This window comes from Frigoribacterium sp. PhB118, assembly GCF_003751725.1.
Taxonomy (GTDB): domain Bacteria; phylum Actinomycetota; class Actinomycetes; order Actinomycetales; family Microbacteriaceae; genus Frigoribacterium.
In genome coordinates this window covers 1-26,991 of the sequence record NZ_RKID01000002.1, presented here as the reverse complement: position 1 = coordinate 26,991, position 26,991 = coordinate 1, and the positions used below count along the sequence as shown (strand labels likewise).

Below are 26,991 nucleotides of genomic sequence, written 5' to 3'. Positions count from 1 at the left end.
GCGTCCTCGGCGGAAGCGGCGGTCTCAGCCGATCAGCGAGGGCCGCAGGTCGCGCATCGTGCGCGCCCGCGTCATGCGGGAGGTCGCGACCCAGGTCAGCACGAGCGCGCCGAGCAGCCAGGCCGCCAGCACGCCGGCGTCGCCCCAGGCCGCGGCCGAGCTGCCGCCGTACATCACCTGGCGCAGGCCGTCGGTGGCGTAGCTCATCGGCAGCACGAAGTGGAGGGCTGCGAGCGGCGCGGGCAGGGTCTGCCACGGGAAGGTCCCGCCGGCCGTGACGAGCTGCACGACCATCAGCACCAGTCCGAGGAACTGCCCGACGCTGCCGAGCCAGACGTTGAGCGTCATGATGATCGCCGCGAACGCCGCCGAGGCGAGGGCCATCAGCCCGATCATGCCGAGCGGGTGGGCGACCTCGAAGCCGAGCGCCTGCGTGACGATGACGTAGAGCGCGACCATCTGCACGACGCCGAGCACCACCGGGGCCAGCCAGCCGGCCAGCGAGATGCGCACGGGGGCCTTGACGGCGGTGATGGCCCGCTTCGAGATCGGCTTCACGATCAGGAACAGCGCGTACATGCCGATCCAGGCCGCGAGGCTGATGAAGAACGGTGCCAGTCCGGCGCCGTAGGTGCCGGCACTCGTGAGGGCGGCGTCCTTGACCGCGACCGGGTCGCTGATGGCGCTCGCCTGGTCGTCGCGCGTCCGGTCGGTGCTCGCGGGGATCTCGCCGAGTCCGCTCTGCAGTCCGTCGCGGAGCTGGGTGGTGCCGGTGTCGAGGCTGACGACGCCGTCGCGCAGCGAGGTGGACCCGCTGCTCAGGGTGTCGAGACCGGTCGCGAGGGTCGAGGCGCCCGAGGCGGCGCTCGCCGCGCCCGTGGCGAGTTGCGACGAGCCGGTCGCGGCCGACGAGATGCCCTGGGTCAGGGCCGGTGTGGCGGCGGCCAGGGTCGCGGCACCGGTCGAGACCTGGTCGGCACCCGTGGCGAGCTGCCCCACCTGGGTGTTCAGCCCCTGGATCTGGGTGTTCGCGTCCTGGAGGGCGGTGGTCAGCGACTCGGTCGCGGGGGCGAAGGTCGCGGCGATCTGCTGGATCTGCTCGTCGGTGTAACCCTGCTGGCGCAGGGCTTCGGCGATCTGCTGCTGCGCCTGCTGCTGGGCGGCGGGCAGGCCGGCCGCGGCCGTCGCGCTCGTCGTTGCAGCGTCGGCCACGCCGGTGGCCAGGGCATCGTTGCCGGCCGCCACCTGGGCGGCACCGTCAGCCAGGGTCTGGGTCTGCGCGGGCAGGTCCGTCGTCTGGGTCTTCAGCGTCTGAAGCCCCGTGTCCAGCGCGGACGCCCCCGAGCTGAGCTGGCTCGTCCCGTCGGCGAGGGTGTGGGCCCCGGTCGCCGCGTCGGCCGCACCGTCGGCCAGCTGGTTCGCTCCGGCGACGGCCGAACCGGTGCCGGCGACGAGCTGGTTGGCCCCGTCGACCGCACTGCCCAGGTTCGTGCGCACGTCGGCCAGGCCGACCAGCAGTCGGCCCGCCGCCTCCTTGCCGACCTTCTCGGTGACCGAGGCCCGGATGGTCTTCGCCGCCTGCTCGGCGATCGTGGACGAGAGGTAGCTGTTGACGTCGCTCGTCGCGAGGGTGATCTGGGCCCGCTTCGGGTCGTCGCCGCTCGCCGAGGTGAGGTCGTCGCTGAAGCCCTTCGGGATCGTGAAGGTGAAGTCGTAGGTCTGGTCGCGCAGGCCCGCCGCGGCCTGGGCGGCCGAGACGACGTGCCAGTCGAAGTCGCCGCCGTCGGTGATCTGGTCGGTGACCTCGTCGCCGTAGTTCACCGTCTCGCCGTCGACCGTGGTCCCTGCGTCGGTGTTCACGAGGGCGGCCGGGATCTGGTCGAGCTTGGCGTACGGGTCCTGGTTGGCCCAGAGGTACAGGCCGCCGTAGAGCAGCGGCACGGTCATCAGCGCGACGAGTGCCAGGCGGGCGAGCGGGGTGGCGGTGAGGCGCTGCAGCTCGGAACGGACGAGGGCGTAGATCTTCACGGCTGGTCGCTTTCGACGGAGGTGTCGGGGGTGGCGGCGACCGCGGTGTCGTCGGGGGAGGAAGGAGGGGCGGTGTCGGTCTCGGGCACGGCGTCGGTCCCGGCCGCGGCGGCCGGGGCGAACTCGGGCGTGGGCAGCGACTCGATCGTCGCGAGGGCCGCGAACCCGGTGATGGTCAACACGGTGTAGTCGCGTCCGACGAGGTCGTGGACGACCGAGAGCCAGGCGGCGACGTCGCCTCCGTGCCGTTCGGGGGTGGTCACGACCAGCCCGCGCACCTCGGGGCGCAGCACCGCCAACTCGCAGAGCAGGCGGACGCGCAGCTCGGTGGGCAGGGCGCTCAGGCGGGTCCGCTCGTGCTCGTCCAGCCCGATCTCCTCGAGCAGCAGACGAGCCGAGGCCTTGTCGGCGCGGAGCCCGGCGAGGGCGAGCTCTTCGCGGGCGACCTGGACGACCGTGAGGGCGGCGAAGGGTTCGGCGACGGTGGGGGTGTCGACGAGGGCGAAGGAGGCGCGGATCGCCGCGTCGTCCGCCCGACCGTCGACCGTCACCCGTCCGGTCTCGGGGCGCATGCGGCCCCCCGCGACGAGTGACGCCAGGGTGGGCGCGTTCTCGGTCTCGACCGCGACGAAGCCCGGGACCCAGCGGTCGGCGACCGCGCCGAGCCGGGGGAGTGCCGCGCCGGGGCCGTCGCCGATCGCGACGTCGTGCAGTTCGAGTCTCATGCGGGTTCTCCGGTCGGGGGCATCGAGGAGGCGCCGGTCGCCGGTTCGGGAGGGAGCGCGAGTTCGGGGGCGGTCGCGACGAGGTCGCCGGCGGTGCGCCAGTCGAGGCCGACGACGCCGAGCACCGCCAGCATGACGAGCCGGTGGCCCTCGGAGCGGCTGAGCCGCTGCGTCGTGGCCTCGTCGAGCACGGACAGGGCGGCGCCCTCCACCAGGTGGGCCAGCGTGTGGGGAGCGATGTCGTCGCGCATGCGTCCGGATTCCACGCCACGACGGACGACGTCGCGGACGGTCTTCCGCAACGGGGCGAGCGCCTCGCCGACCTCGTGGGCCATCGGGCCGCGCACGGTCAGCTGCGCCATGACGCGCACGTGCTCGACCTCGGCCCAGAGTCGGGCGGCCAGGGAGGCGAGTTGCACGACGGGGTCCGCGATCGGTGCCGGTCGCGCGGCGACGCCGATGCGGGCGGCACCGCGCAGGCTGACCTCGCGGACGAGGTCGTCCCGCGTGGCGAAGTGGCCGTAGACGGAGCGTCGGGACAGGCCCGCCTCGGCCGCGATGGCCTCGAGCGACACGGACGGATCGCGGTTGAGCAGCAGTGCCGCGGCAGAGATCAGCGCGTCGCGGTTCGCGGTGGCGTCGCGGCGTGGCGCACGGGTGGCGCGGACGGGGTCATCGGCGGCAGGCATGACCCGATCGTACGATCTTGCACACCTTTGTGCAAGTTATTGTGCGGGGGGATCGTCGGTCAGCGCGAGCGGGGCAGGGTCGCTCGCAGCGCCTCCTCGTAGGCGTCGCAGACGGACTGCCAGGTGTAGGCGTCCGCGGCACGAGCGAGGGCCGCCGCGCTGAGGCGTTCCTGCTCGGCCGGATCGTCGAGCAGCGCGGTGACGGCGGCGGCGATGGCGGCGGGCTCGGGCGCCACGAGGGTGCCGGCTCCGTCGAGCACCTCGCGGTTGTAGACGGTGTCGCGCGCGACGACGGGCGCCCCCGCGAACATGGCCTGCACCAGCGCCGGGTTCGTGCCGCCGACGCTGTGGCCGTGGAAGTAGGCCCCGGCGTGCTGCCAGAGGGCGTGCAGACGATCGTCGTCGCTGACGTGGCCGAGCCAGGTCACGCGGTCGTTCGCCTCGGCCAGTCCGCGCACGAGCTCGTCGAGTTCGCCGCCGTAGCCGGTCGAGCCGACGATGACCACGTCGTGCCGCTCGGCGATCGAGCGGGCCGCCTCGACGAACTCGACGACGGTGTTCTCGGGGACGAAGCGCGCGACGACCAGGGCGTACCCGCGGTGTCGCTGGCCCGGCTCGACCGGCAGGTCGCGGACCGGGTCGCCGCCGTAGGGGATGAACAGGCCGTCCACGCCGAAGTCGGCCTGCCAGCGCCGGACGATCTCGCGGGCGTCGCAGATCAGCCCGTTCGCGAAGCGCGCGCTGGCCTTTGCTCCGAGACGGAACACCGTCTTCGCCGCGCGTCCCCACTTGGCACGCTCCCACTCGATGCCGTCGACGTTGACCAGCACGGGGATGCCGCGCAGCCTGAGCAAGGGCAGCCAGAAGCCGTTGGCCACGTTCATGACGAGGGCCGCGTCGGGCCGGCGCACGAGGGCGTCCAGCACGGCGGTGAGGCCGTAGCTCAGGGTGCTGAGCGATTTGCTCTCGACGCCCTTCGTCAGGCGGGAGGTGACCCGACGGTCGCGGGCGGGGTCGTCGTCGCGGGTCGACCCGTCGCGACCGTAGACCGTGACGTCCCAGCCGGCGTCGACCAGGGCGGGGGCGATCCGGCGCACCGCGGTCTCGAATCCGCCGTAGTAGCTGGGGTAGCCGCGGGTGCCGATGACGGCGACCGACGGTCGATCGGTCGCCGAGCGGCGGGGGCGCAAGGGGCGGGCAGTCATCGAGGTCGATCCGTTCGGCCGGTCTTCAGAGCAATACTCGTAATATACCGGATTCCTGCCCCCTGCTGGTGCCGCCGGGTCGGCCGCCCGACGGGACGGGGCGCGTCGGCGCTCGCGATGCGAACGCCGACGCGCCGGGCTCTAGCCTCGAGCACCCATCAGGTGCTCGAGGGCGAGCTGCTGCAACCGCACGAAGCCGTACCCGTGTCCACCGAAGTGGGCGTCGGCGTCGAAGTCCTCGTAGGAGGCGCGGTCGGCGAGCAACTGCTCGTAGCCTTCACCGTCGGCGAGGGTGTTCACCGAGAGCTCGGCGACCTGGCTGGCGGCCAGGGCCTCCTGCACCTCGGGGTCGGCGCGGAAGGCCTGCGCGCGCTCCTTGAGGAGCAGGTACATCCGCATGTTGGCGGCCGCGGACTCCCACACGCCGTCGATCGTCTCGGTGCGCGAGGGCTTGTAGTCGAAGTGGCGCGGGCCGTCGTAGGTCGGTCCGCCCTGGGGCGAGCCGTGCTCGAGCAGGTCGACGAGCGAGAAGGCGTTCTGGAGGTCGCCGTGGCCGAACACGAGGTCCTGGTCGTACTTGATGCCACGCTGGCCGTTGAGGTCGATGTGGAAGAGCTTGCCCTGGTAGAGCGCCTGGGCGATGCCGGCCGTGAAGTTCAGTCCGGCCATCTGCTCGTGACCGACCTCGGGGTTCACGCCGGCCATCTCGGGGTGCTCGAGCGTCTCGATGAACGCGATCGCGTGACCGAGGGTCGGCAGCAGGATGTCGCCGCGGGGCTCGTTGGGCTTGGGTTCGATCGCGAAGCGCAGGTCGTAGCCCTTGTCGAGCACGTACTGCGAGAGCATGTCGACGCCCTCCTTGTAGCGCGAGAGGGCGGCCTGCACGTCCTTCGCGCTGTCGTACTCGGCGCCCTCGCGACCACCCCACATGACGAAGGTCTTCGCGCCGAGCTCGGCGGCGAGGTCGATGTTGCGGAGCACCTTGCGCAGGGCGAAACGTCGCACGCCGCGGTCGTTCGAGGTGAAGCCGCCGTCCTTGAAGACGGGGGCGCTGAAGAGGTTCGTGGTGACCATCGGCACGACGATCCCGGTCGCGTCGAGGGCGCCCTTCAGGCGGTCGATCTGCTTCTGGCGTTCGGCGTCGCTTGAGCCGAAGGCGAACAGGTCGTCGTCGTGGAAGGTCAGGCCGTACGCGCCGAGGCGGTCGAGGTTCTCGACGGCCTCGACGACGTCGAGCTGCGGGCGGGTCGGGCCGCCGAAGGGGTCCGAGCCGTTGTAGCCGATCGTCCAGAGGCCGAACGAGAACTTGTCTTCGCGGGTGGGGGTGGTGGACATCGGTGTCCCTTCCAGGGTCGAGCGGTCGGTCGCGTGGGGCGATCCCGCCCCGACGCGAATGTTGTGAGCCTCAACATATCCCGTCTTTCGTCGGCGCGGAAGAGGTCGGGGCCATTTGTCGCGGGCTCCCACAAAAGACTTGCGCGCCCCGTCGCGGCTGACGTAGTGTCTCGACCCGCGGCAGTCGAAGCGCTTCCGCACCCGTTCGGCAATCGACAGCGAGGTCATCATGACGACGATCCACGACGTGGCCCAGGCCGCCGGTGTGTCGATCTCGACGGTCTCGTACGCCCTGTCCGGCAAGCGGTCGATCGCGGCGTCGACCCGGCAGCGGGTCACCGACGCCGTCGAGCGGCTCGGCTACCGGCCGCATGCCGGAGCCCGCATGCTCGCCGGTGCCCGGACCAACATCCTGGCGCTCAGCGCGCCGATCCGGCCCGACAACCACCAGCCCACCCAGATGCGGTTCGTCACCGCCGTCGTCGAGGCGGCCCGTCGTCGGGACTACGACGTGCTGCTCCTCGCCACCGACGACGAGGTGTCCGGCATCCGGCGCGTGGCCTCGAGCTCGCTCGTCGACGGCGTCGTCGCGATCGGCGTCGCGACCGTCGACGAGCGCGTCGACCTCGTGCGCGAACTCGACCTGCCGGCCGGGTTCATCGGCATCCCGCAGGGCGTCGACGACCTCGCCTGCATCGACCTCGACTTCGCGGCCGCAGCCGCCGAGAGCGTCGACCGTCTGGCCGACGCCGGGCACCGGACCATCGGCGTCATCGGTCACCCGGCCTCCTACGGCGAGCGCGACACCGGCTTCATCCGACGTTTCGACGACGCCTTCGCAGGCCGGGCCGACAGCCGCGGCGTCGAGACGCTGACCGTGGCGGCGGACCTCGGGCGGGCGTCGGCCGTCAGGGCGTTCGACGACCTCCGCGAGAGGCTGCCCGGCATGACCGCGCTCGTGCTGCACTGCAGCGAGCCCACCGCCGAGGCCGTCCTCCAGCGCGTCCGCCGCCTCGGGCTCGAGATCCCCCGCGACCTCTCGGTGCTGGCGGCCTGTGCCAGCTACCCCGCCGACGAGTTCGAGCCGGCCCTCGACACCATCCCGCTGCCGATCGACGAGATGTGCTCGCGGGCGGTCGGGGCCGCCTTCGAGCGGATCGACGGTCGTCTCGACACGGGCGTCGAGTTGATCGCGCCCACCTACCTGGCGAAGGGCTCGGTCTCCGGGCCGGCCCGCGCCTCCTGAACCCCCACCGACCGCACCACCGCACCACCGCACCACCGCACCACCGTCATCCGACGGCCAGATCACATCGCTCCACGCCGATCGTCGAAACGCTTCGACGATCGGCACGGGGCCTCTACGAGGAGGTAGACACATGAAGAAACGACGCATCGTCGCCGTCGGGGCGGCCCTCGCGGCCACCGCGGCGCTGCTGACCGGGTGCTCGGCAGGCAGCTCGGGGTCGTCCGACCCCGACGTGCTGAAGCTCTGGCACTTCGAGAGCGAGACCAGCGCCATGGGCATCGCCTGGGACCAGGCCATCACGACCTTCGAGGAAGAGACGGGTGCGAAGGTCGAGTTCGAGGAGAAGAGCTTCGAGCAGATCCGCTCGACCGCGAGCCAGGTGCTCAACTCGAACGAGGCGCCCGACATCCTCGAGTACAACAAGGGCAACGCCACGGCGGGCCTGCTCGCGAGCCAGGGGCTGCTCGCGAACCTCGACGACGCCGTCGACGAGTACGGCTGGGACGACGACCTCGCCCCGTCGATCGCCACGACTTCGAAGTACGACGAGAAGGGCGTCATGGGCTCGGGCAGCTGGTACGGCATCCCGAACTACGGCGAGTACGTCGAGGTGTTCTACAACAAGGACGCCTTCGCCGAGCAGGGCATCGCGGTGCCCACGACGTACGACGAGTTCGAGACGGCCCTGCAGACCTTCGCCGACGCCGGCATCACGCCGCTCGCCGAGGCCGGTGGCGAGTACCCGCTCGGGCAGTTGTTCTACCAGCTGGCCCTCTCCAAGGCCGACCGTTCGTTCGTCGACGACTACCAGCTCTACGAGGGCGACGTCGACTGGCAGGGCCCCGAGCTGACCTACGCCGCCGACAAGCTGAAGGAGTACGTCGACAACGGCTGGATCTCGAAGGACGTCACCGGCATCAAGGCCGAGGACATGGGCACGACCTTCATGAGCGGCGGGGCGCCGATCATGGTCTCCGGCAGCTGGTGGGCCGGACGGGTCGCCGACGAGGCGACCTTCGACTGGGGCACGTTCCTGTTCCCCGGCAGCGACATGGCACCCGGGTCGGGCGGCAACCTCTGGGTCGTCCCCGAGAACGCGGCCAACAAGGACCTCGCGTACGAGTTCATCGACATCACGATGCGCCCCGAGATCCAGAACCTCATCGGCAACAACGGCGGCGTGCCGGTGAAGGCCGACCCGGCCGACATCACCGACCCGAAGAGCCAGGAGTTGATCGCGAACTTCAACACCTTGCTCGACCGCGACGGCCTGGCGTTCTACCCGGACTGGCCCACGCCGACCTTCTACGACCAGCTGGTCGCCGGCACCCAGGAGCTCGTCAACGGCACCGCCACGCCGGACGAGATGCTCACCACCCTGGGCGACCAGTACCAGAGCGGCGTCGACGACATCACCGGGAAGTAGCCGTGACCTCCCTCGACACCCGCCCCGGTGCCAGGGAGGCGCGCCCCCGTCGCGAGGGCCGACGCACGTCGTCGGCCCTCCCGCCGGAGGAGAGCCTCCTGCCCGGAGCCCGCCGCGCGGGCTTCTGGCTGTACCTGATCCCCGGCTTCGTCCTGTTCGCGGTCGTGATCCTGGTCCCGCTGATCTGGAACGTCTACCTCAGCTTCACCGACTACCGGGGCATCCGCCCGCCGACCTGGGCGGGGCTCGACAACTGGCGCGAGCTGATGAGCGACGACCGCTTCTGGACGTCCTTCCTCAACAGCGTCTTCCTCATCATCGCCATGGTGGTGGTCCCCACCGTGCTGGGCCTCCTGCTCGCCGCGATGCTGTTCGACCTGATCGGCCGGAAGTTCGGCGGCCGTCTGGCGTCGTTCCTGCGGGCGACCTACTACCTGCCGCAGATCCTGCCCGTGGCGATCGCCGCGATCGTCATCGGTTGGATACTCCGACCCGAGAACGGCGCGCTCAACACCGTCCTCGACGCGGTGGGGCTGGGCGCCCTGCAGCACAACTGGCTCGGCAGCCCCGACACCGCGCTGCTCAGCATCATGGTGGTGATGGTCTGGGTGCAGCTCGGCTATCCCGTCGTCATCTTCATGGCCGCACTGCAACGGGTCGACCCCGAGCTGTACGAGGCCGCCGAACTCGACGGCGCCGGCTGGTTCCAGCGGTTCCGGGCGATCACGGTGAGCATCATCCGCCCCGAGATCTTCGTCGTCGTGCTGACCTGCACGATCGCCGCGTTGAAGGTGTTCGGACCGATCTACGCCCTGACCCGCGGCGGCCCCGGCGACTCGACGATCGTGCCGAGCTACTACGCGTACAGCGAGTTCTTCCAGAGCCAGCAGGTCGGCTACGGCGCGACCATCGCGACGGCGCTGACGCTTGTCATCGTCGTCATCACCATCTTCTTCATCCGGGCACAGAACCGGGTCGAACGAGCAGAGAGGGAACGCTGATGGCCACGACCGTCGTGCCGCCGGTGAAAGACGACCGCATCCGTCCCGCGGTGCCCAGCCCGCGCCTCCCGAAGGCCAGGCAACGGGGGCGCAAGAAGACGGCCACCGACTGGCTGATCCTCGCCGCGGCGATCGCCTTCGGCGTGCTGATCGCCCTGCCGTTCCTGTTGATCTTGGTCAACTCGTTCAAGTCGCCCGCCGACTACACGACCGGAGGGCCGCTCAGCCTGCCGACGTCGCTGTACTTCGACGGCCTCGTCGACTTCTGGAACCGCGTCGAGTTCCCGGCCAAGCTCTGGAACAGCTTCGTGATCGCCGGGCTGGTGGCCCTGTTCGCCGTGGTCATCTCGGTCTTCAACGCCTACGCGCTCGGCATCGGCCGGGTGCGCGGTCGCACCTGGATCATCGTGCTGTTCCTGCTCGCGAACATGCTGCCGCAGGAGGCCCTGCTCTACCCGCTGTACTTCATGTTCAAGCAGGTGGGCCTCTACGACAACATCTGGGCGGTCATCATCATCTTCACGGTGATCCAGAGCGCCTTCGGCACCTACCTGCTCTCGAGCGTGTACGGCACGTTCCCGAAAGAGGTCCTCGAGGCGGCGTCGCTCGACGGGGCGAGTCGGTGGCAGATCCTCTGGCGGGTCATCGTGCCGATCAGTCGGCCGACCCTGTCGGTGCTCGCGATCTTCTTCTTCATCTGGACGTGGAACGAGTTCCTCATCCCGCTCACCTTCCTCGTGTCCAACGGCAACCAGACGGTCCCCGTCGCCATCACCGCCCTGCAGGGCGACCGGCTGATGGACGTCACCACGACGAGCGCGTCGGCCCTGCTCGGGTTGATCCCCACGCTCGTCTTCTTCCTGATCTTCCAGCGCACCCTGACCCGCGGCATCACGGCCGGCGCGGTCAAGTGACGCGTTCCACCCCGAAAGGCTCCACATGAAGTTCACCGACGGTTTCTGGCAGATCCGCCCGGGGGTCGAGTCCCTCTTCGCCCAGGAAGCCCACGACGTCGAGCCCCGGGCGGACGGACGCTCGATCGAGGTCACCGCACCCACCAAGGTGATCGGCTCGCGGGGCGACACCCTCAACCGCCCGACGCTGACGATCGCGCTGAGTTCGCCGATGGAGGGCGTGATCGCCGTCGACGTCACGCACTTCGCCGGTGGTCGTGACGAGATCGGGTTCGACCTGGTGGGCTCCGAGGGCGGCCCCGCCGGGGTCGGGGTCGTCGAGACGAGCGAAGGAGGTGCGACCCTGACCTCGGGACGCCTCACGGCCACGGTCGGTCGCGGAGCGCCGTTCGAGCTGACGTTCCGCGACGGCGACACCGTGCTCACCCGGTCGGGCCACAAGTCGGTCGGCTACCACCGGGTCGCCGCGGACGCCCAGGTCGACGGGGCGATGCTCGGCAACGCCCGGGCCGGCACCGGACGCGTCCTCGCGCCGAGCTACGTCTCGCAGCAACTCTCGCTGGGCGTCGGCGAGCTCGTCTACGGCCTCGGCGAGCGGTTCGGCCCGCTGGTCAAGAACGGCCAGACGGTCGACGTGTGGAACGCCGACGGGGGCACGTCGAGCGAGCAGGCCTACAAGAACGTCCCGTTCTACGTCACGAACCGCGGGTACGGCGTCCTGGTCGACCACCCGGGTCACGTCTCGTACGAGATCGGCTCCGAGTCGGTCGAGCGGGTGCAGTTCTCGGTGGCGGGCGAGACCCTGCGCTACCTGGTGATCGCCGGCCCGACGCCCGCCGACGTGCTCGACCGGTACACGCGCCTGACCGGTCGGCCGGCCCACGTGCCGGCCTGGTCGTACGGTCTCTGGTTGTCGACGTCGTTCACGACCGACTACGACGAGGCGACGGTCACGGGCTTCGTCGACGAGATGGCCCGCCGCGACATGCCGATCAGCGTGTTCCACTTCGACTGCTTCTGGATGCGCGAGTTCCAGTGGTGCGACTTCGAGTGGGACCCCCGCGTGTTCCCCGACCCCGAGGGCATGCTCGCCCGGCTGCACGAGCGCGACCTGCGCGTCTGCGTCTGGATCAACCCGTACATCGGTCAGCGCTCGGCACTGTTCCGCGAGGCGGCCGAGGCCGGTTACCTCGTGCGGAACCCCGACGGCAGCGTCTGGCAGTGGGACCTCTGGCAGGCCGGCATGGGCCTGGTCGACTTCACGAACCCCGAGGCGACGGCCTGGTTCCAGGGGCACCTGCGTCGGCTGCAGGCCCAGGGGGTCGACGCGTTCAAGACCGACTTCGGCGAGCGCATCCCCACCGACGTCGTCTGGCACGACGGCTCCGACCCCGAGCGCATGCACAACTGGTACACGCAGCTCTACAACCAGGCGGTCTTCGAGGTGCTCGAGGAGGTGCGCGGCGAGGGCGACGCCGTCGTCTTCGCCCGCTCGGCGACGACGGGCGGTCAGGCGCTTCCCGTGCACTGGGGTGGCGACTCGACGTCCACCTTCGAGTCGATGGCCGAGACCCTCCGCGGCGGACTGTCCCTGGCCATGAGCGGCTTCTCGTTCTGGAGCCACGACATCGGCGGCTTCGAGGGGACTCCCGACGCCGAGGTCTACAAGCGGTGGACGGCCTTCGGCCTGCTGTCGAGCCACAGCCGGTTCCACGGCAGCTCGTCGTACCGGGTGCCGTGGGCCTTCGACGACGAGGCCGTCGAGGTCACCCGCCGCTTCACGAAGCTGAAGCTGTCCCTCATGCCCTACCTCTACGCCGCCGGGCTCGCGTCGTCGCGCTCGGGACTGCCGGTCATGCGTCCGATGGCCCTGGCCTTCCCCGGCGACCGCGGCGCCGCCCACGTCGACACGCAGTACCTGCTCGGAGACGACCTGCTGGTCGCACCGGTCTTCTCGGCCGACGGCACCGTCGAGGTCTACCTGCCGGCGGGGCGCTGGACGAACTGGTTCACCGGCGAGGTCGTCGACGCGGGGTCCGGGACGTGGCGCACCGAGCGACACGACGTCATGAGCCTGCCGCTCTACGTGCGCGAGGGGGCGGTGATCCCGATCGGAGCGCGGGACGACCGGCCCGACCACGACTACCTCGACGGTCTCGTGTTGAAGGTGTTCCCCGGGGGTGACGGCACCCGCTCGATCACGGTGACCACGCCCACCGGCGAGTCCGCCGACTTCGTCGTCACGCGGTCAGGAGGCGCGGTGTCGGTCGACACCGCCGCCACCGGCTGGCGGGTCGACGAGGTCTGACGCCGGGGCCGGGGCCGGGGCCGGCGGGCGACTCAGGCACCGGGCGGCGTGGCGTCCTCGACGCGCCGCCCGGCGAGGTCGAGGTAGCCTCGACCGACGAAGGGGCGCGGGCGTGACGACTCAGCAGGGCGACGGTGAGGGCGCAGCGGCTCCCGACCTCGGTGCGCGGTTCGACCGGGTCCGGCGGGAAAACCTCGCGACGGTGCTCGGCATCGTCCACACCGACGGGGCCGCGTCGCGGTCGGCCCTCACCCAGGCGACCGGGCTCAACCGGTCGACGATCGCGGCGCTCGTGGGTGAACTCGTCGACCGGGGACTCGTCGTCGAGACCGACCCGGTCGGCACCAACCGGGTCGGGCGGCCCAGCCCGGTCGTGGCGCCGGACCCCCGTGTCGTCGCGATCGCGGTCAACCCCGAGATCGACGCCGTCACGGTCGGCGTGGTCGGGCTCGACGGCGTCGTGCAGCATCGAGTCCGTCGCGAGACCGACGGGGTGCCCAGCGCGCCCCGGGCCGCGGCGCTCGCCGCTGAGGTGATCGCCGGGCTGCGCTCCGGCGCGCTGTCTCCCGACGTGCGGGTGCTCGGGGTGGGTCTCGCGGTCCCCGGGCTGGTCGGGTCCGACGGGGGAGTCGTGCGGCTCGCCCCGCACCTCGGGTGGATCGACGAGCCGTTCGCGGCCGTCGTGGCGTCCGCGACCGGCCTGCCGACCCGCGCGGCCAACGACGCGTCGCTCGGTGCGATCGCCGAGGGCCGCTTCGGGGCCGGGCGGGGCGTCGACGACCTCGTGTTCCTGAACGGCGGTGCGAGTGGTGTCGGCGGGGGAGTCCTCATCGGTGGCGGTCCGGTGACCGGCGTGGGGGGTTTTGCCGGCGAGATCGGGCACACCCTCGTCAACTCCGTCGGCGAGCTCTGCCACTGCGGCGCCGTGGGGTGCCTCGAGACCGAGGTCGGTCAGGCCCGGTTGCTCACCGTCACCGGACTCGACCGTGGTCAGGCCGACCAGCTGGACGCGGCGCTCGCCGGCGCCGAGCCCGGGTCGCCCGTGGCCGTCGAGGTGCGGCGTCAGATCGACTTCCTGGCCGTGGCCCTGCGAGGCGTCGTGAACTCGTTCAACCCGGCGCTGATCGTGCTCGGCGGCTTCCTCGGATCGCTGCACGCGGCCGACCCCGGCCGTCTGGCCGAGCGGGTCCGCGGTCAGTCCCTGCCCGGCGCCCGCGACGACGTGCGGATCACCCGCGCCGCCCTCGGCGTGGACCGGCTGACGATCGGAGCGGCCGAACTGGCCTTCGCCGCCGTCTTGGCCGACCCTGCGTCCGTGACCCGCGCCTCCTGACGTCGTCCTCGTGGCGTTCGACCCGCCACGAAGTGAACGACCCGCCACGCAATCGGGTGGCGGGTTACTCACCTCGTGGCGGGCAGGCGGGCACGCAGGGCCGCCCGCCCCCGCGTCAGGCGTGCGTGTGCGGCTCGGAGTTCGCCCACACCGACGCCGCGGCGACGCCGGCCAGTTCGACGCTGCCGACCGCCCGGTCGTGCGCGTCGGTCAGCACGACCTGCAGCGAGCCGGCGTAGTCGCGACGCTCGCCGACGCGCACGTGGGCGCCGACCCGCAGGTCGAGCGAGCTGAGGTAGCGCAGCAGCTCGGGTTCGTCGTCCGAGACGCGCACGACGAAGCCGCACTCGCCCTCGACGAAGTCGCCCAGCGGATGGGCGGCAGGCCGCACGACCGTGCCGTCGGCCGCGGGGATCGGGTCGCCGTGCGGGTCGGCCGTGGGGTGTCCGAGCTCGACGTCGAACCGGTCGAGCAACCGATCGCTGACGGCGTGCTCGAGCACCTCGGCCTCGTCGTGCACCTCGTCCCAGCCGTAACCCAGGCGTTCGACCAGGTACGTCTCGATCAGCCGGTGTCGCCGGACCATCGACACGGCGATCGCACGGCCCGCGTCGCTCAGGGCGATGCGCCGGTAGGGCTCGTAGTCGAGGTAGCCGTCGCGGTCGAGTTTGCGGAGGTTGCCCGAGACGGTCGACGCGCTCACGCCGAGCGTCGCGGCGATCTCGTTGGTCGAGATGCCGGCGCCGACTCCTGCCTCGGCCCACTCCTCGGCCTTCCAGATGACCTTGAGGTAGTCCTCGGCCATGGTGGTGCGCGTGCTGGCCGGGTCGCTGGGCATGGTCCGATCCTAGGCGGCGCCACCCGCGCCTCCTGCTGTCGTCCGCGCCCGGCGCACCGGGGTCACGGGCGGGGCAACGACCCCAGCCCCTGCGCGGCCCGGTAGCGCTCGCCGACGGCGGGTCGCAGGTCGGCCTCGAAGGAGGCGCTGGTCGCCGGGGTCCAGGTCGGTCGCGTCCCCGAGAGGGCCCAGCCCGCCTGTCGTGCCGCGCCGTCGGCGACGTACTCGCCCGGCTCGGGCACGACGACGGGCAGGTCGAACACCTGGCGGGCGACGGCCTGGACGGCCGGGTTGAGCGCGGCCCCGCCGATGAGGAGGACGCGGGTGGCCTGGACGCCCTGTCGGCGGACGGCGGCGGCACCGTCGGACAGTGCCGACAGCATGCCCTCGACGGCGGCGCGGGCCAGGTTCTCGCGGGTGGAGTTCGCCAGGGTCAGGCCCGAGAGCGTCGCCGTGGCGTCGGGCAGGTCGGGGGTGCGTTCGCCCTCGAAGTAGGGCACCAGCGTGACCCCGCCGGCGCCGGGCTCGGCCGCGAGGGCCAGACGGGCCAGTTCGTCGTGGTCGACGCCGAGCAGTCCGCCGACCGACGACAGCACCCGGGCCGCGTTCAGCGTGGCGACCAGGGGGAGGTAGCCACCCGCGGCGTCCGCGAAGCCGGCCACCGTGCCACCGGGGTCGGTCACGGGCCGGTCGGTGACGGCGAAGGCCGTCCCGCTCGTGCCGATGCTGATGACGAGGTCGCCGACCGTGGCGTCGAGGCCGAGGGCCGCCCCGGCGTTGTCGCCCGCGCCGGCGCCGATCACGATGCCGGCCGGGATCGGGCCGTCCGCGACCGTCGTCCCGGCCGCCTGGTCGGCCTGCAGCACCCGCGGCAGCACGACGCGCCCGGCATCGCCCGCGGGGGAGCCGGTGGCCTCGCGTGCCCCGCGACCGAAGGCGTGCTCGAAGAGCTCGAGGTCGTACGCCTCCCCGGTGGGGCTCCAGTACGAGGTGCCGCTGGCGTCCGAGCGGTCGGTGACGAGGGCGTCGAGGTCGGGCCCGAGCGGGCTCTCGTCGGCGGGACCGAAACCGAGGAGGCGCCAGGTGAGCCAGTCGTGCGGCAGGGCCACCGCGGCGACCCGCGCGGCGTTCTCGGGCTCGGCGTCGCGCAGCCAGCGCAGCTTGGTCGCGGTGAACGACGCGACGGGGACGGAGCCCGTGCGTCGGGCCCACTGCTCGGCCCCGAGCTCGTCGATCAGATCGCGGGCGGCCGGGGCGCTGCGGGTGTCGTTCCAGAGCAGGGCGTCGCGGACGACGCGTCCCTCGGCGTCGAGGGCGACGAGGCCGTGCTGCTGACCGGCGACCGAGAGCGCGGCGACGTCGTCGAGGCCGCCGGCGTCCACGATCGCCGCGAGCAGCGCCTCCCACCAGGCCGCCGGGGGCACCTCGGTGCCCTGGGGATGCCCGGCCGACCCCTGCCGGACGAGTTCGCCCGTCGAGAGATCACGGACGACGACTTTGCAACTCTGGGTCGATGAGTCGACCCCGGCGACGAGACTCATGGGCACAGTTTGTCGTACGTGACCACAAATGGCCACCGGCGGTGTCCCGCGGGTCGCGCGCCGCGCCTCCGCGACGGGACCCGGGCCGTCCGGGCGGCCCGGACGAGCCTGTCGGTAGACTCAAGTGCACCTCACCCGGTGCGTTCCCCCGACGTGAGGAGAAACCCATGCCAGCAGTGGTGATCATCGGAGCCCAGTGGGGCGACGAGGGCAAGGGCAAGGCCACCGACCTGTTGTCGAGCCGCATCGACTACGTCGTCAAGTTCAACGGCGGCAACAACGCCGGCCACACCGTGGTGATCGGCGACCAGAAGTACGCGTTGCACCTGCTGCCCTCCGGCATCCTCTCGCCCGGCGTGACGCCCGTCATCGGCAACGGCGTCGTCGTCGACATCGAGGTGCTCTTCGACGAGCTCGACGCGCTGATCGCGCGCGGCATCGACGTCTCCCGGTTGCGGGTCAGCGCCAACGCGCACGTCATCACGCACTACCACCGCACCCTCGACAAGGTGACGGAGCGCTTCCTCGGCAAGCGCCAGATCGGCACCACCGGTCGAGGCATCGGCCCGACCTACGCCGACAAGATCAACCGCGTCGGCATCCGCGTGCAGGACATCTTCGACGAGGGCATCCTGCGGCAGAAGGTCGAGGCGGCCCTCGACCAGAAGAACCACCTGCTCGTCAAGATCTACAACCGTCGTGCGATCGAGGTCGACGAGGTCGTCGAGTCGCTGCTCTCGTACGCCGAGCGGCTCAAGCCGATGGTCGCCGACACGGCGCTCGAGATCCACCAGGCGCTCGAGGCCGACAAGACCGTCCTCTTCGAGGCGGGCCAGGCGACCATGCTCGACGTCGACCACGGCACCTACCCGTTCGTCACCTCGTCGTCCGCCACCGCAGGAGGCGCCTCGACCGGCTCGGGCATCGGGCCGGGCCGCATCGAGCGCGTCATCGGCATCGTCAAGGCGTACACGACCCGCGTCGGCGCCGGGCCGTTCCCGACCGAGCTCTTCGACGCCTCGGGCGAGTTCCTCCGGGCAAACGGCTTCGAGTTCGGCACGACCACCGGCCGTCCTCGCCGCTGCGGCTGGTACGACGCCCCGATCGCGCGCTACACGGCGCGGATCAACGGCGTGACCGACTTCGTGCTGACCAAGCTCGACGTGCTCACCGGCCTCGAGACGATCCCGGTCTGCGTGGCCTACGACGTCGACGGCGTCCGGCACGACGAGGTCCCCGTCTCGCAGAGCGACTTCCACCACGCGACGCCGATCTACGAAGAGTTCCCGGGGTGGAGCGAAGACATCACGGGGGCGCGCGACTTCGACGACCTGCCGAAGGCCGCGCAGGACTACGTGCTCGCCGTCGAGGCGATGAGCGGCGCCCGCATCTCGGCGATCGGCGTGGGCCCGGGCCGTGACGCCATCGTGCAGCGGCACGACCTGCTCGGCTGAGCCGCGCTACCACACTCACCCGCCACCGAGCCAACTCCCAGAATCTAGGTATGGTCTTCTCCTCATGACACTCGACATCGCCTACACCGCCATCGCCCACGCCACCGGTGGGGGTCGTGACGGCCACGTCCGCAGCGAAGACGACCGACTCGACTTCGACACGCGGCCCCCCAAAGAACTCGGTGGCTCCGGCGAGGGCACCAACCCCGAGCAGCTGTTCGCCGCGGGCTTCGCCGCCTGCTTCCTCAGCGCCATGCACGGCGCCGGCAAGACGCTCGGCGTCGACACGAAGGACGCCGAGGTCTCGGCGAGCGTCGGCATCGGCGGCAACGGCGAGGGCGGATTCGGCCTCGCGGTCGAGCTCGACATCTACACGCCGAACGTCGAGCCCGAGCGTCGTCAAGAGCTGGCCGACGCGGCCCACCACGTGTGCCCGTACTCGAACGCCACGCGTGGCAACGTCGAGGTCACGCTCACGCTGGTCGACTGATCCCGGCCCGCCCCGCGCGGGGCGACCCGGCCGTGAAGGAGGCGCGTCCTGCGAGAGCGGGACGCGCCTCCTTCGTCCGTGGCGGTCCGTCGGCGGCCCCGTCGTCGGGCGCGCCGATAGGGTCGGTGCATGGCACTCGACAGTCCTCTCGGGGCGGACAGCCCCCTCAGCTCGGCCGACCAGGGCGCGATCGACGAACTCTCGGGCATCCGCCAGAGCATCGACAACATCGACGCCGCCCTCGTCCACATGCTCGCCGAGCGGTTCAAGTACACGCAGTCGGTCGGCCTGCTCAAGGCGGCGGCGGGCATGCCGGCGAGCGATCCCGAACGTGAGCGCGTGCAGATCCAGCGCCTGCGTCGCCTGGCAGAAGAGGCCCGGCTCGACCCGGCCTTCGCCGAGTCCTTCCTGAACTTCATCGTCGCCGAGGTGATCCACCACCACGAGCGCATCGCCGCCGGCGACGACCCCACCGCCGGCCGCGCATGAGCGACCTCGGCCCGTCCGGTCCCCAGCGTCTCTACGTCGGTTCGTACACCGCGGTCAGCGGTGGCCACGGCCTCGGCATCACCGTCCTCGAGCGGTCGAGGGCCGACGGTCGCTGGCAGGCCGGGCAGGTCGTCGAGGCCGACGACCCGTCGTTCCTCGTCGTCACCGAAGGAGCCCTGCACGCGGTCGCCGAGACCAACGAGGGCCGCGTGCTGTCGTACACGATCGCCGCGGGCCGCCTGGTCGAGGCCGGCGTCGCGGCGTCCGGCGGTGCCTCGCCCTGCCACATCGCCCACGACCCGGCCTCGAACGCCCTGCTCGTCGCGAACTACGTCGGCGGCACCTTCGGCGTGCTCAGCTCCGAGGCGACCGACCCGGCACGCGTGACGGCGACCGTCGCGCTCCCGTCGGGTTCCGGCCCGGTCGCCGACCGCCAGGGCGGGCCGCACGCCCACCAGATCGTCGCGACCCCGTGGGGCACCCACCTGGTGAGCGACCTCGGCACCGACCGGCTGGTCGAGGTCGCCGTCGACGTCGTCACGCTCGAACCGTCGATCGTCGGCGTGCACCCGATGCCCGCCGGCTCGGGCCCGCGGCACCTCGCCTTCCTCGGCGACGACCTGCTCGTCGTGGGCGAGCTCGACGCCCGTCTGTACGTCGTCCGGAGGCAGGGTGACGACCTCGTCATCCCGTACTCGGTGGCGGTCGTCGAGGGCGAGCCCAACGAGCGGGGAGACCTCCCGTCGCACCTGGCCGTCCACGGCTCGCGGGTCTACGTCGCCACGCGCGGCCGCGACACGATCAGCGTGCTCGAGACCTCGGTCGACGCCGAGGGCGGGTCCGACGGCGGCGAGCCCTCGCGGCTCCGCCTGGTCGGTCAGGTGCCGTGCGGCGGCGAGTGGCCGCGGCATTTCACCATCGCCGACGGCCTGCTCTACTGCGCCAACCAGGGTTCCGACACCGTCTCGGTGCTGCCCGTCGACGAGGCCACCGGTCTGCCCGGGGCCCCCGTCGACCTGTTCACCCTCGGCAGCCCCGCCTGCATCGTCGCCGTCTGACCGGACCGCAGGAGGCGCGGGTCAGCGTCGCGGCACGAGCCGCTGCAGCACGGCGATGACGTCGTCGATCGACGTGTCGTGGCGCGGGTCGCCGCCCGAGTCCACCGGTGAGAAGGGCCGCGGCGTGAAGTAGAGCCCGTCGGAGACGAGCGACACCACCCGGGCGACCGCGGGGTCGCCGACGGCGTCGAGGACGACCTGGTGCCAGCGGGACTGCATGGCGGTGAGGGCCTCGAGTGCCCGGGGGTGGCGTCCGCTCGCCGCGAGGTTCGAGACGGCGGTGATGCAGCGGTCGAGCGGGTCGTCGGCCGGGATGGCCGCGGGTGACGAGGTGCGGACGAAGTAGTCCACGACGCCCTCCGGCGCGCTGGTCATCGCCGCGACGTCGTCGTCGAGCAGCGCGGTGAGGCGGTCGACGAGGGCGTCGACCAGCGCCTCGCGCGTGGGGAAGTGGTAGAGCAGGCCGCCTTTCGAGACCCCGGCCGCGGCGGCCACGGCATCGAAGGTCGCGGCGCGTTCGCCGTCGTCGACGACGAGCGTCTCGAACGTGTCGAGCATCGATTCCCGGGCTGACGGTCGAGGGCTCATTCTGTTACTGTACCGTCTGGACGGTGTAACTGTACCGTCCGGACGGTCGGCACCCGCGCCTCCTGCCCTCGTCGGCCGCCGGCGTCAGGCGGTACGCGCACCGTCGATCGACCCACGACTCCACCGACCGCGAGAGAACGCCATGACCCGCCCCGCCACCGTCACCGCCACGACCCCGACCGGCGTCCCGCCGCGTGCCGGCCGACGACAGTGGGCCGCGCTGGTCGTGCTCATGCTGCCGGTGCTGCTCGTCTCGGTCGACAACACGGTGCTGAGCTTCGCCCTGCCCGAGATCTCGACCGCCCTGCAGCCGAGCGCCGCGGGCCAGCTCTGGATCGTCGACGTCTACTCGCTCGTCCTCGCCGGCCTGCTCGTGGCCATGGGGTCGATGGGCGACCGGTTCGGCCGCCGCAAGCTGCTGCTGACCGGTGCGAGCGGATTCGCCGTCGTCTCGGTGCTCGCCGCGTTCTCCACGAGCGCCGAGCAGCTCATCACGGCACGAGCGGTGCTGGGCTTCTTCGGCGCGATGATCATGCCGGCGACCCTCTCGCTGCTGCGCAGCACCTTCCTCGACCGTGAGCAGCGCCGGCTCGCGATCGCCGTCTGGGCCTCGGGCTTCGCCGCCGGATCGGCCCTGGGCCCGATCGTCGGCGGCGTGCTCCTCGAGCACTTCGCCTGGGGCTCGGTGTTCCTCGTCGCGGTGCCCGTGCTCGTCCCCCTGCTGATCGCCGGCCCGCTGCTGCTCACCGAGAGCCGCGATCCCGCGCCGGGGCCCGCCGACCCGTTCTCGGTTCTGCTGTCGCTCGCGGCCATGGCGCCGGTCGTCGCGGCGATCAAGCTGCTCGCGACCGACGGCTTCGTCTGGCCCGTCGCCGCCCTGGCGGTGGTCGGCGTGGGCTCGGGCTGGCTGTTCGTCCGGCGTCAGCTCGCCCGCCCGCGTCCGCTGCTCGACGTGCGGCTCTTCACGAACCCGGTGTTCGCCGGATCGGTCCTGGTCAACCTGCTCGCCGTCGTGGCGCTCGTGGCCTTCCTGTTCTTCACGACCCAGCACCTGCAACTCGTCGTGGGGCTGCAGCCGTTGCAGGCCGCGCTGACGCTGGTGCCCGGTCTCGCGGTGATGATCCTGGCGGGCCTCGGCGTCGTGCGGGTCGTCCGGTGGCTCCGCCCGCGCACCATCGTCGCGATCGGCCTCGCCTCGGCCGCCCTCGCCTACGCGGCGGTCTTCGCCACCGGCGCCGGGGCCCCCGTGGTCGTGTTCGTCGTGGCCTTCGCCTTCGTCGGCCTGGGCGTCGGCGCGGCCGAGACGATCTCGAACGACCTGATCATCGCGGCCGTGCCCGCGAATCGGGCCGGGGCCGCCTCGGCGGTGTCCGAGACCGCCTACGAGGTCGGTGCCGTCCTCGGAACCGCCGTGCTCGGCAGCATGTTGACCGCCATCTACCGGGGTGCCCTGGTCGTGCCCGCCGGCGTGCCCACCGAGGCGGGCGAGGCCGCCCGCGAGACCCTGGGAGGCGCGGTGGCGGTCTCCGACGGGCTGCCCGACTCGCTCGCGGGCCCCCTGCTGCACGCCGCCACCGACGCCTTCGACCACGGTCTCGTCGCCACGGCCGGGGTCGGGGCACTGGTGATGGTCGCCGCGGTGGTGGTCGCCCTCACGACCCTCCGCCGCGCCTCCTCGGCCGACTGAGGCCCCGGGCCGTCCGGGCCACCCCGGCACGGGTGGCCCGAGCCGGCCGCAGCGCCCGCGCGGCCCACCTGCCCACGGGTAAAGTGTGGCGAGCCCCCCGAGACGCCAGGAGAACCATGCCCCGCACCGTCAGACTCGCCGCCATCCCCGGAGACGGCATCGGCCCCGAGGTGGTCGCGGAGGCCCTCAAGGTGCTCGAGGTCGCGGCCGGCGACGACGCGACGTTCGAGGTCACGACCTTCTCGCTGGGTGCGGCGCGCTACCTCGAGACGGGCGACATCCTGACCGACGACGACCTGACGGCCGTCGCGTCGCACGACGCGATCCTGCTGGGAGCGGTGGGCGGCGACCCCCGCGACCCGCGACTGGCGGGCGGCATCATCGAGCGTGGCCTGCTGCTGAAGCTGCGCTTCGCCCTCGACCACTACGTCAACCTGCGGCCCACCAAGGTCCACCCCGGCGTCCCGTCGCCGCTCTCGGCGCCCGGCGAGGTCGACTTCGTCGTCGTCCGCGAGGGCACCGAGGGTCCCTACGTCGGCAACGGAGGCGCGCTGCGGCAGGGCACGCCGCACGAGATCGCGAACGAGGTCAGCGTCAACACGGCGCACGGCGTCGAGCGCGTCGTGCGTTTCGCCTTCGAGAAGGCCCGCGGTCGTCGTGGGCACCTGACCCTCGTGCACAAGACCAACGTGCTCGTGTTCTCGGGCAGCCTCTGGCAGCGCACCGTCGACGCCGTGGCCGCCGAGTACCCCGACGTCGCCGTCGACTACCAGCACGTCGATGCGGCCACCATCCACCTCGTGGTCGACCCCTCCCGGTTCGACGTCATCGTCACCGACAACCTCTTCGGCGACATCCTCACCGACCTCGCCGGCGCCATCAGCGGCGGCATCGGGCTCGCGGCATCGGGCAACCTCAACCCCGACGGCGCTTTCCCGAGCATGTTCGAGCCCGTGCACGGCTCGGCCCCCGACATCGCCGGTCAGCAGAAGGCCGACCCGACGGCGGCGATCCTCTCCGTCGCCCTCCTGCTCGACCACCTCGGCCTGCCCGACGCGGCCGCCCGCGTCACCCGGGCCGTCGACGCCGACATCGCCGACCGCGCCTCGCGTGACGCGTCCGTCCCCGCCCGCCGCACGGACGAGATCGGCACGGCGATCGCCGACCGCGTGCGCACCCTGTCCCCGTCTGCCTCCGCCTGAAGGGCATCATGACCACCACCGACAACGTCTCCGCCCCGACCGACGACTCGGCCGACTTCCCGCTGCAGTTCGAGCTGACGCCGTCCGAGACGGCACGCGACGACGCCGAACGCGAGACGATCCTCAGCGACCCCGGCTTCGGCAAGCACTTCACCGACCACATGGTGACCATCGAGTGGACCCTCGCCGACGGGTGGCACGCGGCGTCCGTCCACCCGTACGGCCCGCTGCAGCTCGACCCGTCGGCGTCGGTGCTGCACTACGCGCAAGAGATCTTCGAGGGCATGAAGGCCTACCGGCACGCCGACGGTTCGGTCTGGTCGTTCCGGCCGGACGCCAACGGTCGCCGCCTGCAGCGCTCGGCCCGCCGACTCGCGCTGCCCGAGCTCAGCACCGACGACTTCGTCGAATCGGTCCGCCAACTCGTGCGGGCCGATCTCGACTGGGTGCCGTCGGCCCCCGAGACGAGCCTGTACCTCCGGCCGTTCATGATCGCCACCGAGGCGTTCCTGGGGGTCCGGGCCGCCCACGAGGTGTCGTACCACGTGATCGCGAGTCCGGCCGGGGCCTACTTCAGCGGCGGCGTCTCTCCGGTCTCGATCTGGCTGACGACGAACTACGCGCGAGCAGGCAAGGGCGGCACGGGTGCGGCCAAGACCGGCGGCAACTACGCGTCGTCCCTGCTGCCGCAGCAGGAGGCCTACGAGAACGGTTGCCAGCAGGTGCTGTTCCTCGATTCGTCCGAGAGCAACTACATCGAAGAGCTCGGCGGGATGAACGTGGTGCTCGTCAAGAAGGACGGCACCCTCGTCACTCCCGACAGCGACTCGATCCTCGAGGGCATCACGCGCGACTCGATCCTCGAGTTGGCCGAGGCCCGGGGCCACCGCGTCGAGCGTCGTCGCGTGACGATCGACGAGTGGCGTGACGGCGTCGAGTCCGGCGACATCGTCGAGGTCTTCGCGTGCGGCACGGCCGCCGTCGTCGTCCCGATCGCCGAACTCAAGGGCGAGGGCATCCACATCGGGTCGCCCGCCGCGACCGGTGGAGAACTGACCATGTCCCTGCGCGAAGAGCTGACCGACATCCAGTACGGCCGCCGTCCCGATGTCCACGGCTGGATGACTAGGCTCGACGCGTGAAGATCGCCCGTTTCGCCACGCCCGGAGAAGACCCCCGCTACGGCATCGTCGACGAGCGCGAGCTCATCGTCCTCGCCGGTGATCCCATGTACAGCGGGTACGAGACGACGGGCGAGCGGGTGTCCCTGCGTCAGGCCAAGTTGCTCGCGCCGGTGATCCCGCGGTCCAAGGTCGTCGGAGTCGGCCTGAACTACCAGGACCACGCCGACGAGCTCGGCCAGTCCGCGCCCGAGGCGCCCATCCTGTTCCTCAAGCCCAACACGACGGTCATCGGTTTCGGCGACTCGATCCAGCTCCCGCCCGACGTCGGCCGGGTCGACTTCGAAGGTGAACTCGCCATCGTGATCGGGTCGATCGCCAAGCGCGTGAAGGCCGAGGACTACCAGGACGTGGTGTTCGGCTACACCGTCGCCAACGACGTCACGGCCCGCGACGTGCAGAACGCCGACGGCCAGTGGACCCGCGCGAAGGGCTACGACACCTTCCTGCCCCTCGGCCCCTACATCGAGAACGAATTCGACTGGACGGACGCCACCATCGAGACCCGGGTGGACGGCGAGGTCATGCAGCGTGAGTCGACGATGCAGATGATCCACAAGATCCCCGAGCTGATCGAGTACGTCACCGACGTCTTCACCCTGCTGCCGGGGGACGTCATCCTGACCGGCACGCCCGCCGGCATCGGTCCGTTCACGTCGGGCCAGACGGTCGAGGTCGCGATCTCGGGCCTCGGCTCGTTGATCAACCCCGCCAAGAACCGGGTCTAGGCCCGCCCGGTGAGCCCCGCCGCCGTCGACGCGCCGCCGCGCGCGAATCCGGTGCCGGGGCTCCTGCTGGCCGGGGTCGCCTACGGGGTGGCGTGGGGCCTGCACCTCGTGTTGCCGGCGGTCCCCGTCCTGACCTGGTGCGTCCTGCTCGGCATCGCGGCCGCCCAGGTCCGGCCCCTCCGCCCGGTCATCGACGGCAGCGGCAAGCCCGGACTGACCTTCGCCTCGAAGCGACTGTTGCGCATCGGCGTCGTCTTGCTCGGGCTCCAGCTCAGCCTCGTCGACGTCGCCGGGCTCGGGTGGGCGACGGTGGTCGTCGTGATCGCGATCCTCGGGCTCACGTTCGCGGTCACCTACCTGCTCGGCCGATGGGCCCGGCTCCCCGGTGACCAACCCCTCCTGCTCGCGGCCGGCTTCTCGATCTGCGGGGCGTCGGCGATCGGCGCGGTGAGTGCCGTGACCCGCGATCGTGGCAAGGACGCCGCGACTCCCGTCGCTCTGGTCACGTTGTTCGGCACGCTCGCGATCGCCGTCCTGCCCCTGATCGGCGGGTGGGTCGGTCTGAGCGACCTCGAGTTCGGTGCCTGGGTGGGGGCGAGCGTGCACGACGTCGGTCAGGTGGTCGCCACGGCGCAGACCGCCGGAGCGGCCGCACTCGCGATCGCGGTCATCGTCAAGCTCACGCGGGTCCTGATGCTCGCCCCGATCGTGGCGATCACGTCGACCGTGGTCCGCCGACGGGGTGCCGACGCCGGCGCCCGGCCGCCGATCGTGCCGTTGTTCGTCGTCGGCTTCGCCGTCGCGGTCGTCGTCCGGACGGTGGTCCCGGTTCCGGAGGCGCTGCTCGCGACCGCGGGGACGGTCCAGTCGGTCCTGCTCGGGCTCGCACTCGTCGGCCTCGGGTCGGGCATCCGCCTCGAGCGCCTCGTCCGCACCGGCGGCCGCGCCTTCCTCGTGGGCCTGGCCTCGTGGATCGTCATCGCCTCGGTGTCGCTGGGCGCCGTGCTCGTGCTGCCCCTGGGGTAGCGGCGACGTCCCCGCGGGGACGTGGCGGGCGACACGCCCGGGATGCACGAAGTTTGGCCATACCCGTCTCGGGCTGCGTAAAGTAATCACTTGTCACCCCAAAGGTGCGGGCGGAGCGAAGCTTCCCCGGCCCTCAAGTGGGACCAACTTCCAAGTCCTCGAGTTGCTTCACAGCCTCGGACCAAGTGAGTTGCGAACACTGATCAAGATGATGTAGAGTTACGGCTCGTTCCGCAAGGGACGTCGGCACGGTCTCGGCATCGTCGGTCAGTGCAAAAGGTTACAGAACTGCTCAGGGCAAAGGTCTTTCAAGGCTGGGTCCCTGGTGCGTTTGGTCCTTGAGAACTCAACAGCGTGCACATTGTCAAATGCCAAATTATACCCTGGCATTGCTTGTGGCTTCATCTTTGGTGGGGTTGTGAGTGGTGTTTAGGTTTCTTTGAGATTGATGGACAACAACAATCGTCAGATTGTTTTGTTCTTTAGTCAGCATCAA

At 71.3% G+C, this 26,991-nt stretch carries 23 protein-coding genes; 15 read left to right on the top strand and 8 right to left on the bottom strand.

The genetic code is table 11. The annotated features are described in order from the left end of the window. Positions 1-24 precede the first annotated feature (24 nt). The 5 genes from EDF21_RS07125 to xylA all read right to left on the bottom strand — a co-directional run bounded on the left by EDF21_RS07125 (position 25) and on the right by xylA (position 5,982). Positions 25-2,028 carry a YhgE/Pip family protein gene (locus tag EDF21_RS07125; protein WP_055978250.1) on the bottom strand — a complete coding sequence of 668 codons (2,004 nt, stop codon included), beginning with the start codon at positions 2,026-2,028 and terminating at the stop codon, positions 25-27. Continuing rightward, entirely contained in the window at positions 2,025-2,753 is a 729-nt protein-coding gene (locus tag EDF21_RS16695) for a hypothetical protein (RefSeq protein WP_158612875.1), read from the bottom strand. The genes EDF21_RS07125 and EDF21_RS16695 overlap by 4 nt, the downstream gene beginning before the upstream one ends. Beyond that, positions 2,750-3,442, bottom strand: coding sequence for a TetR/AcrR family transcriptional regulator (locus EDF21_RS07115; RefSeq protein WP_056049609.1), 693 nt, complete (start codon positions 3,440-3,442; stop codon positions 2,750-2,752). The genes EDF21_RS16695 and EDF21_RS07115 overlap by 4 nt, the downstream gene beginning before the upstream one ends. Before the next feature lie 59 nt (positions 3,443-3,501). Next, entirely contained in the window at positions 3,502-4,647 is a 1,146-nt protein-coding gene (locus tag EDF21_RS07110; protein WP_123570878.1) for a glycosyltransferase, read from the bottom strand. 141 nt (positions 4,648-4,788) lie between these two features. After that, positions 4,789-5,982 (bottom strand): xylose isomerase, encoded by a 1,194-nt coding sequence (gene xylA / locus EDF21_RS07105; protein ID WP_123570877.1) that lies wholly within the window; start codon positions 5,980-5,982, stop codon positions 4,789-4,791. A gap of 229 nt (positions 5,983-6,211) precedes the next feature. Between xylA and EDF21_RS07100 the strand changes: the two genes are divergently transcribed. The 6 genes from EDF21_RS07100 (at position 6,212) to EDF21_RS07075 (ending at position 14,213) form a co-directional block, all read left to right on the top strand. Then, positions 6,212-7,228: a LacI family DNA-binding transcriptional regulator gene (locus EDF21_RS07100; RefSeq protein ID WP_055978259.1), complete on the top strand. Its 1,017-nt coding sequence runs from the start codon at positions 6,212-6,214 to the stop codon at positions 7,226-7,228. A 133-nt stretch (positions 7,229-7,361) separates the two neighbouring features. Continuing rightward, positions 7,362-8,657 (top strand): ABC transporter substrate-binding protein, encoded by a 1,296-nt coding sequence (locus EDF21_RS07095; protein WP_123570876.1) that lies wholly within the window; start codon positions 7,362-7,364, stop codon positions 8,655-8,657. A 2-nt stretch (positions 8,658-8,659) separates the two neighbouring features. Beyond that, positions 8,660-9,658 carry a carbohydrate ABC transporter permease gene (locus EDF21_RS07090; protein WP_082454854.1) on the top strand — a complete coding sequence of 333 codons (999 nt, stop codon included), beginning with the start codon at positions 8,660-8,662 and terminating at the stop codon, positions 9,656-9,658. Further along, positions 9,658-10,572 (top strand): carbohydrate ABC transporter permease, encoded by a 915-nt coding sequence (locus EDF21_RS07085; RefSeq protein WP_056049601.1) that lies wholly within the window; start codon positions 9,658-9,660, stop codon positions 10,570-10,572. The genes EDF21_RS07090 and EDF21_RS07085 overlap by 1 nt, the downstream gene beginning before the upstream one ends. A 25-nt stretch (positions 10,573-10,597) precedes the next feature. Beyond that, positions 10,598-12,880 carry an alpha-xylosidase gene (gene yicI / locus EDF21_RS07080; protein WP_123570875.1) on the top strand — a complete coding sequence of 761 codons (2,283 nt, stop codon included), beginning with the start codon at positions 10,598-10,600 and terminating at the stop codon, positions 12,878-12,880. Between the two features lie 112 nt (positions 12,881-12,992). Beyond that, positions 12,993-14,213, top strand: coding sequence for an ROK family transcriptional regulator (locus tag EDF21_RS07075; protein WP_123570874.1), 1,221 nt, complete (start codon positions 12,993-12,995; stop codon positions 14,211-14,213). A 115-nt stretch (positions 14,214-14,328) separates the two neighbouring features. Here EDF21_RS07075 and EDF21_RS07070 read toward each other — a convergent pair whose 3' ends face one another. Both EDF21_RS07070 and EDF21_RS07065 read right to left on the bottom strand, forming a co-directional pair. Next, on the bottom strand, positions 14,329-15,051 hold the full coding sequence (locus EDF21_RS07070) for a metal-dependent transcriptional regulator (protein ID WP_055978265.1): 723 nt from the start codon (positions 15,049-15,051) through the stop codon (positions 14,329-14,331). Between the two features lie 62 nt (positions 15,052-15,113). After that, positions 15,114-16,592, bottom strand: a complete 1,479-nt coding sequence (locus tag EDF21_RS07065) for a xylulokinase (protein WP_123570873.1) — start codon at positions 16,590-16,592, stop codon at positions 15,114-15,116. A gap of 167 nt (positions 16,593-16,759) precedes the next feature. Between EDF21_RS07065 and EDF21_RS07060 the strand changes: the two genes are divergently transcribed. From EDF21_RS07060 to EDF21_RS07045, 4 genes are all read left to right on the top strand, one after another. Continuing rightward, on the top strand, positions 16,760-18,046 hold the full coding sequence (locus EDF21_RS07060; RefSeq protein ID WP_055978268.1) for an adenylosuccinate synthase: 1,287 nt from the start codon (positions 16,760-16,762) through the stop codon (positions 18,044-18,046). A gap of 64 nt (positions 18,047-18,110) precedes the next feature. Continuing rightward, positions 18,111-18,536, top strand: a complete 426-nt coding sequence (locus EDF21_RS07055; RefSeq protein ID WP_123570872.1) for an organic hydroperoxide resistance protein — start codon at positions 18,111-18,113, stop codon at positions 18,534-18,536. 129 nt (positions 18,537-18,665) lie between these two features. Then, a complete protein-coding gene (locus EDF21_RS07050) occupies positions 18,666-19,025 on the top strand; it encodes a chorismate mutase (protein ID WP_123570871.1) in 360 nt (119 codons plus the stop codon). Further along, entirely contained in the window at positions 19,022-20,083 is a 1,062-nt protein-coding gene (locus tag EDF21_RS07045) for a beta-propeller fold lactonase family protein (protein ID WP_123570870.1), read from the top strand. Before EDF21_RS07050 ends, EDF21_RS07045 begins: the two co-directional genes overlap by 4 nt. A 21-nt stretch (positions 20,084-20,104) precedes the next feature. Here the strand turns inward: EDF21_RS07045 and EDF21_RS07040 are convergent, their stop codons facing one another. Next, entirely contained in the window at positions 20,105-20,671 is a 567-nt protein-coding gene (locus EDF21_RS07040; RefSeq protein WP_199736284.1) for a TetR/AcrR family transcriptional regulator, read from the bottom strand. 142 nt (positions 20,672-20,813) lie between these two features. On the opposite strand from EDF21_RS07040, the gene EDF21_RS07035 reads away from it, so the two are divergent. The 5 genes from EDF21_RS07035 (at position 20,814) to EDF21_RS07015 (ending at position 26,495) form a co-directional block, all read left to right on the top strand. Continuing rightward, complete coding sequence (locus EDF21_RS07035; protein WP_123570868.1) at positions 20,814-22,358, top strand: MFS transporter; 1,545 nt, start codon at positions 20,814-20,816, stop codon at positions 22,356-22,358. A 116-nt stretch (positions 22,359-22,474) separates the two neighbouring features. Continuing rightward, positions 22,475-23,560 carry a 3-isopropylmalate dehydrogenase gene (locus tag EDF21_RS07030; protein WP_055978277.1) on the top strand — a complete coding sequence of 362 codons (1,086 nt, stop codon included), beginning with the start codon at positions 22,475-22,477 and terminating at the stop codon, positions 23,558-23,560. Positions 23,561-23,568: 8 nt separating this feature from the next. After that, positions 23,569-24,702, top strand: coding sequence for a branched-chain amino acid aminotransferase (locus EDF21_RS07025; protein WP_055978278.1), 1,134 nt, complete (start codon positions 23,569-23,571; stop codon positions 24,700-24,702). After that, positions 24,699-25,469: a fumarylacetoacetate hydrolase family protein gene (locus EDF21_RS07020; protein WP_123570867.1), complete on the top strand. Its 771-nt coding sequence runs from the start codon at positions 24,699-24,701 to the stop codon at positions 25,467-25,469. The genes EDF21_RS07025 and EDF21_RS07020 overlap by 4 nt, the downstream gene beginning before the upstream one ends. Before the next feature lie 9 nt (positions 25,470-25,478). After that, complete coding sequence (locus EDF21_RS07015; RefSeq protein WP_123570866.1) at positions 25,479-26,495, top strand: YeiH family protein; 1,017 nt, start codon at positions 25,479-25,481, stop codon at positions 26,493-26,495. Positions 26,496-26,991: the final 496 nt, after the last annotated feature.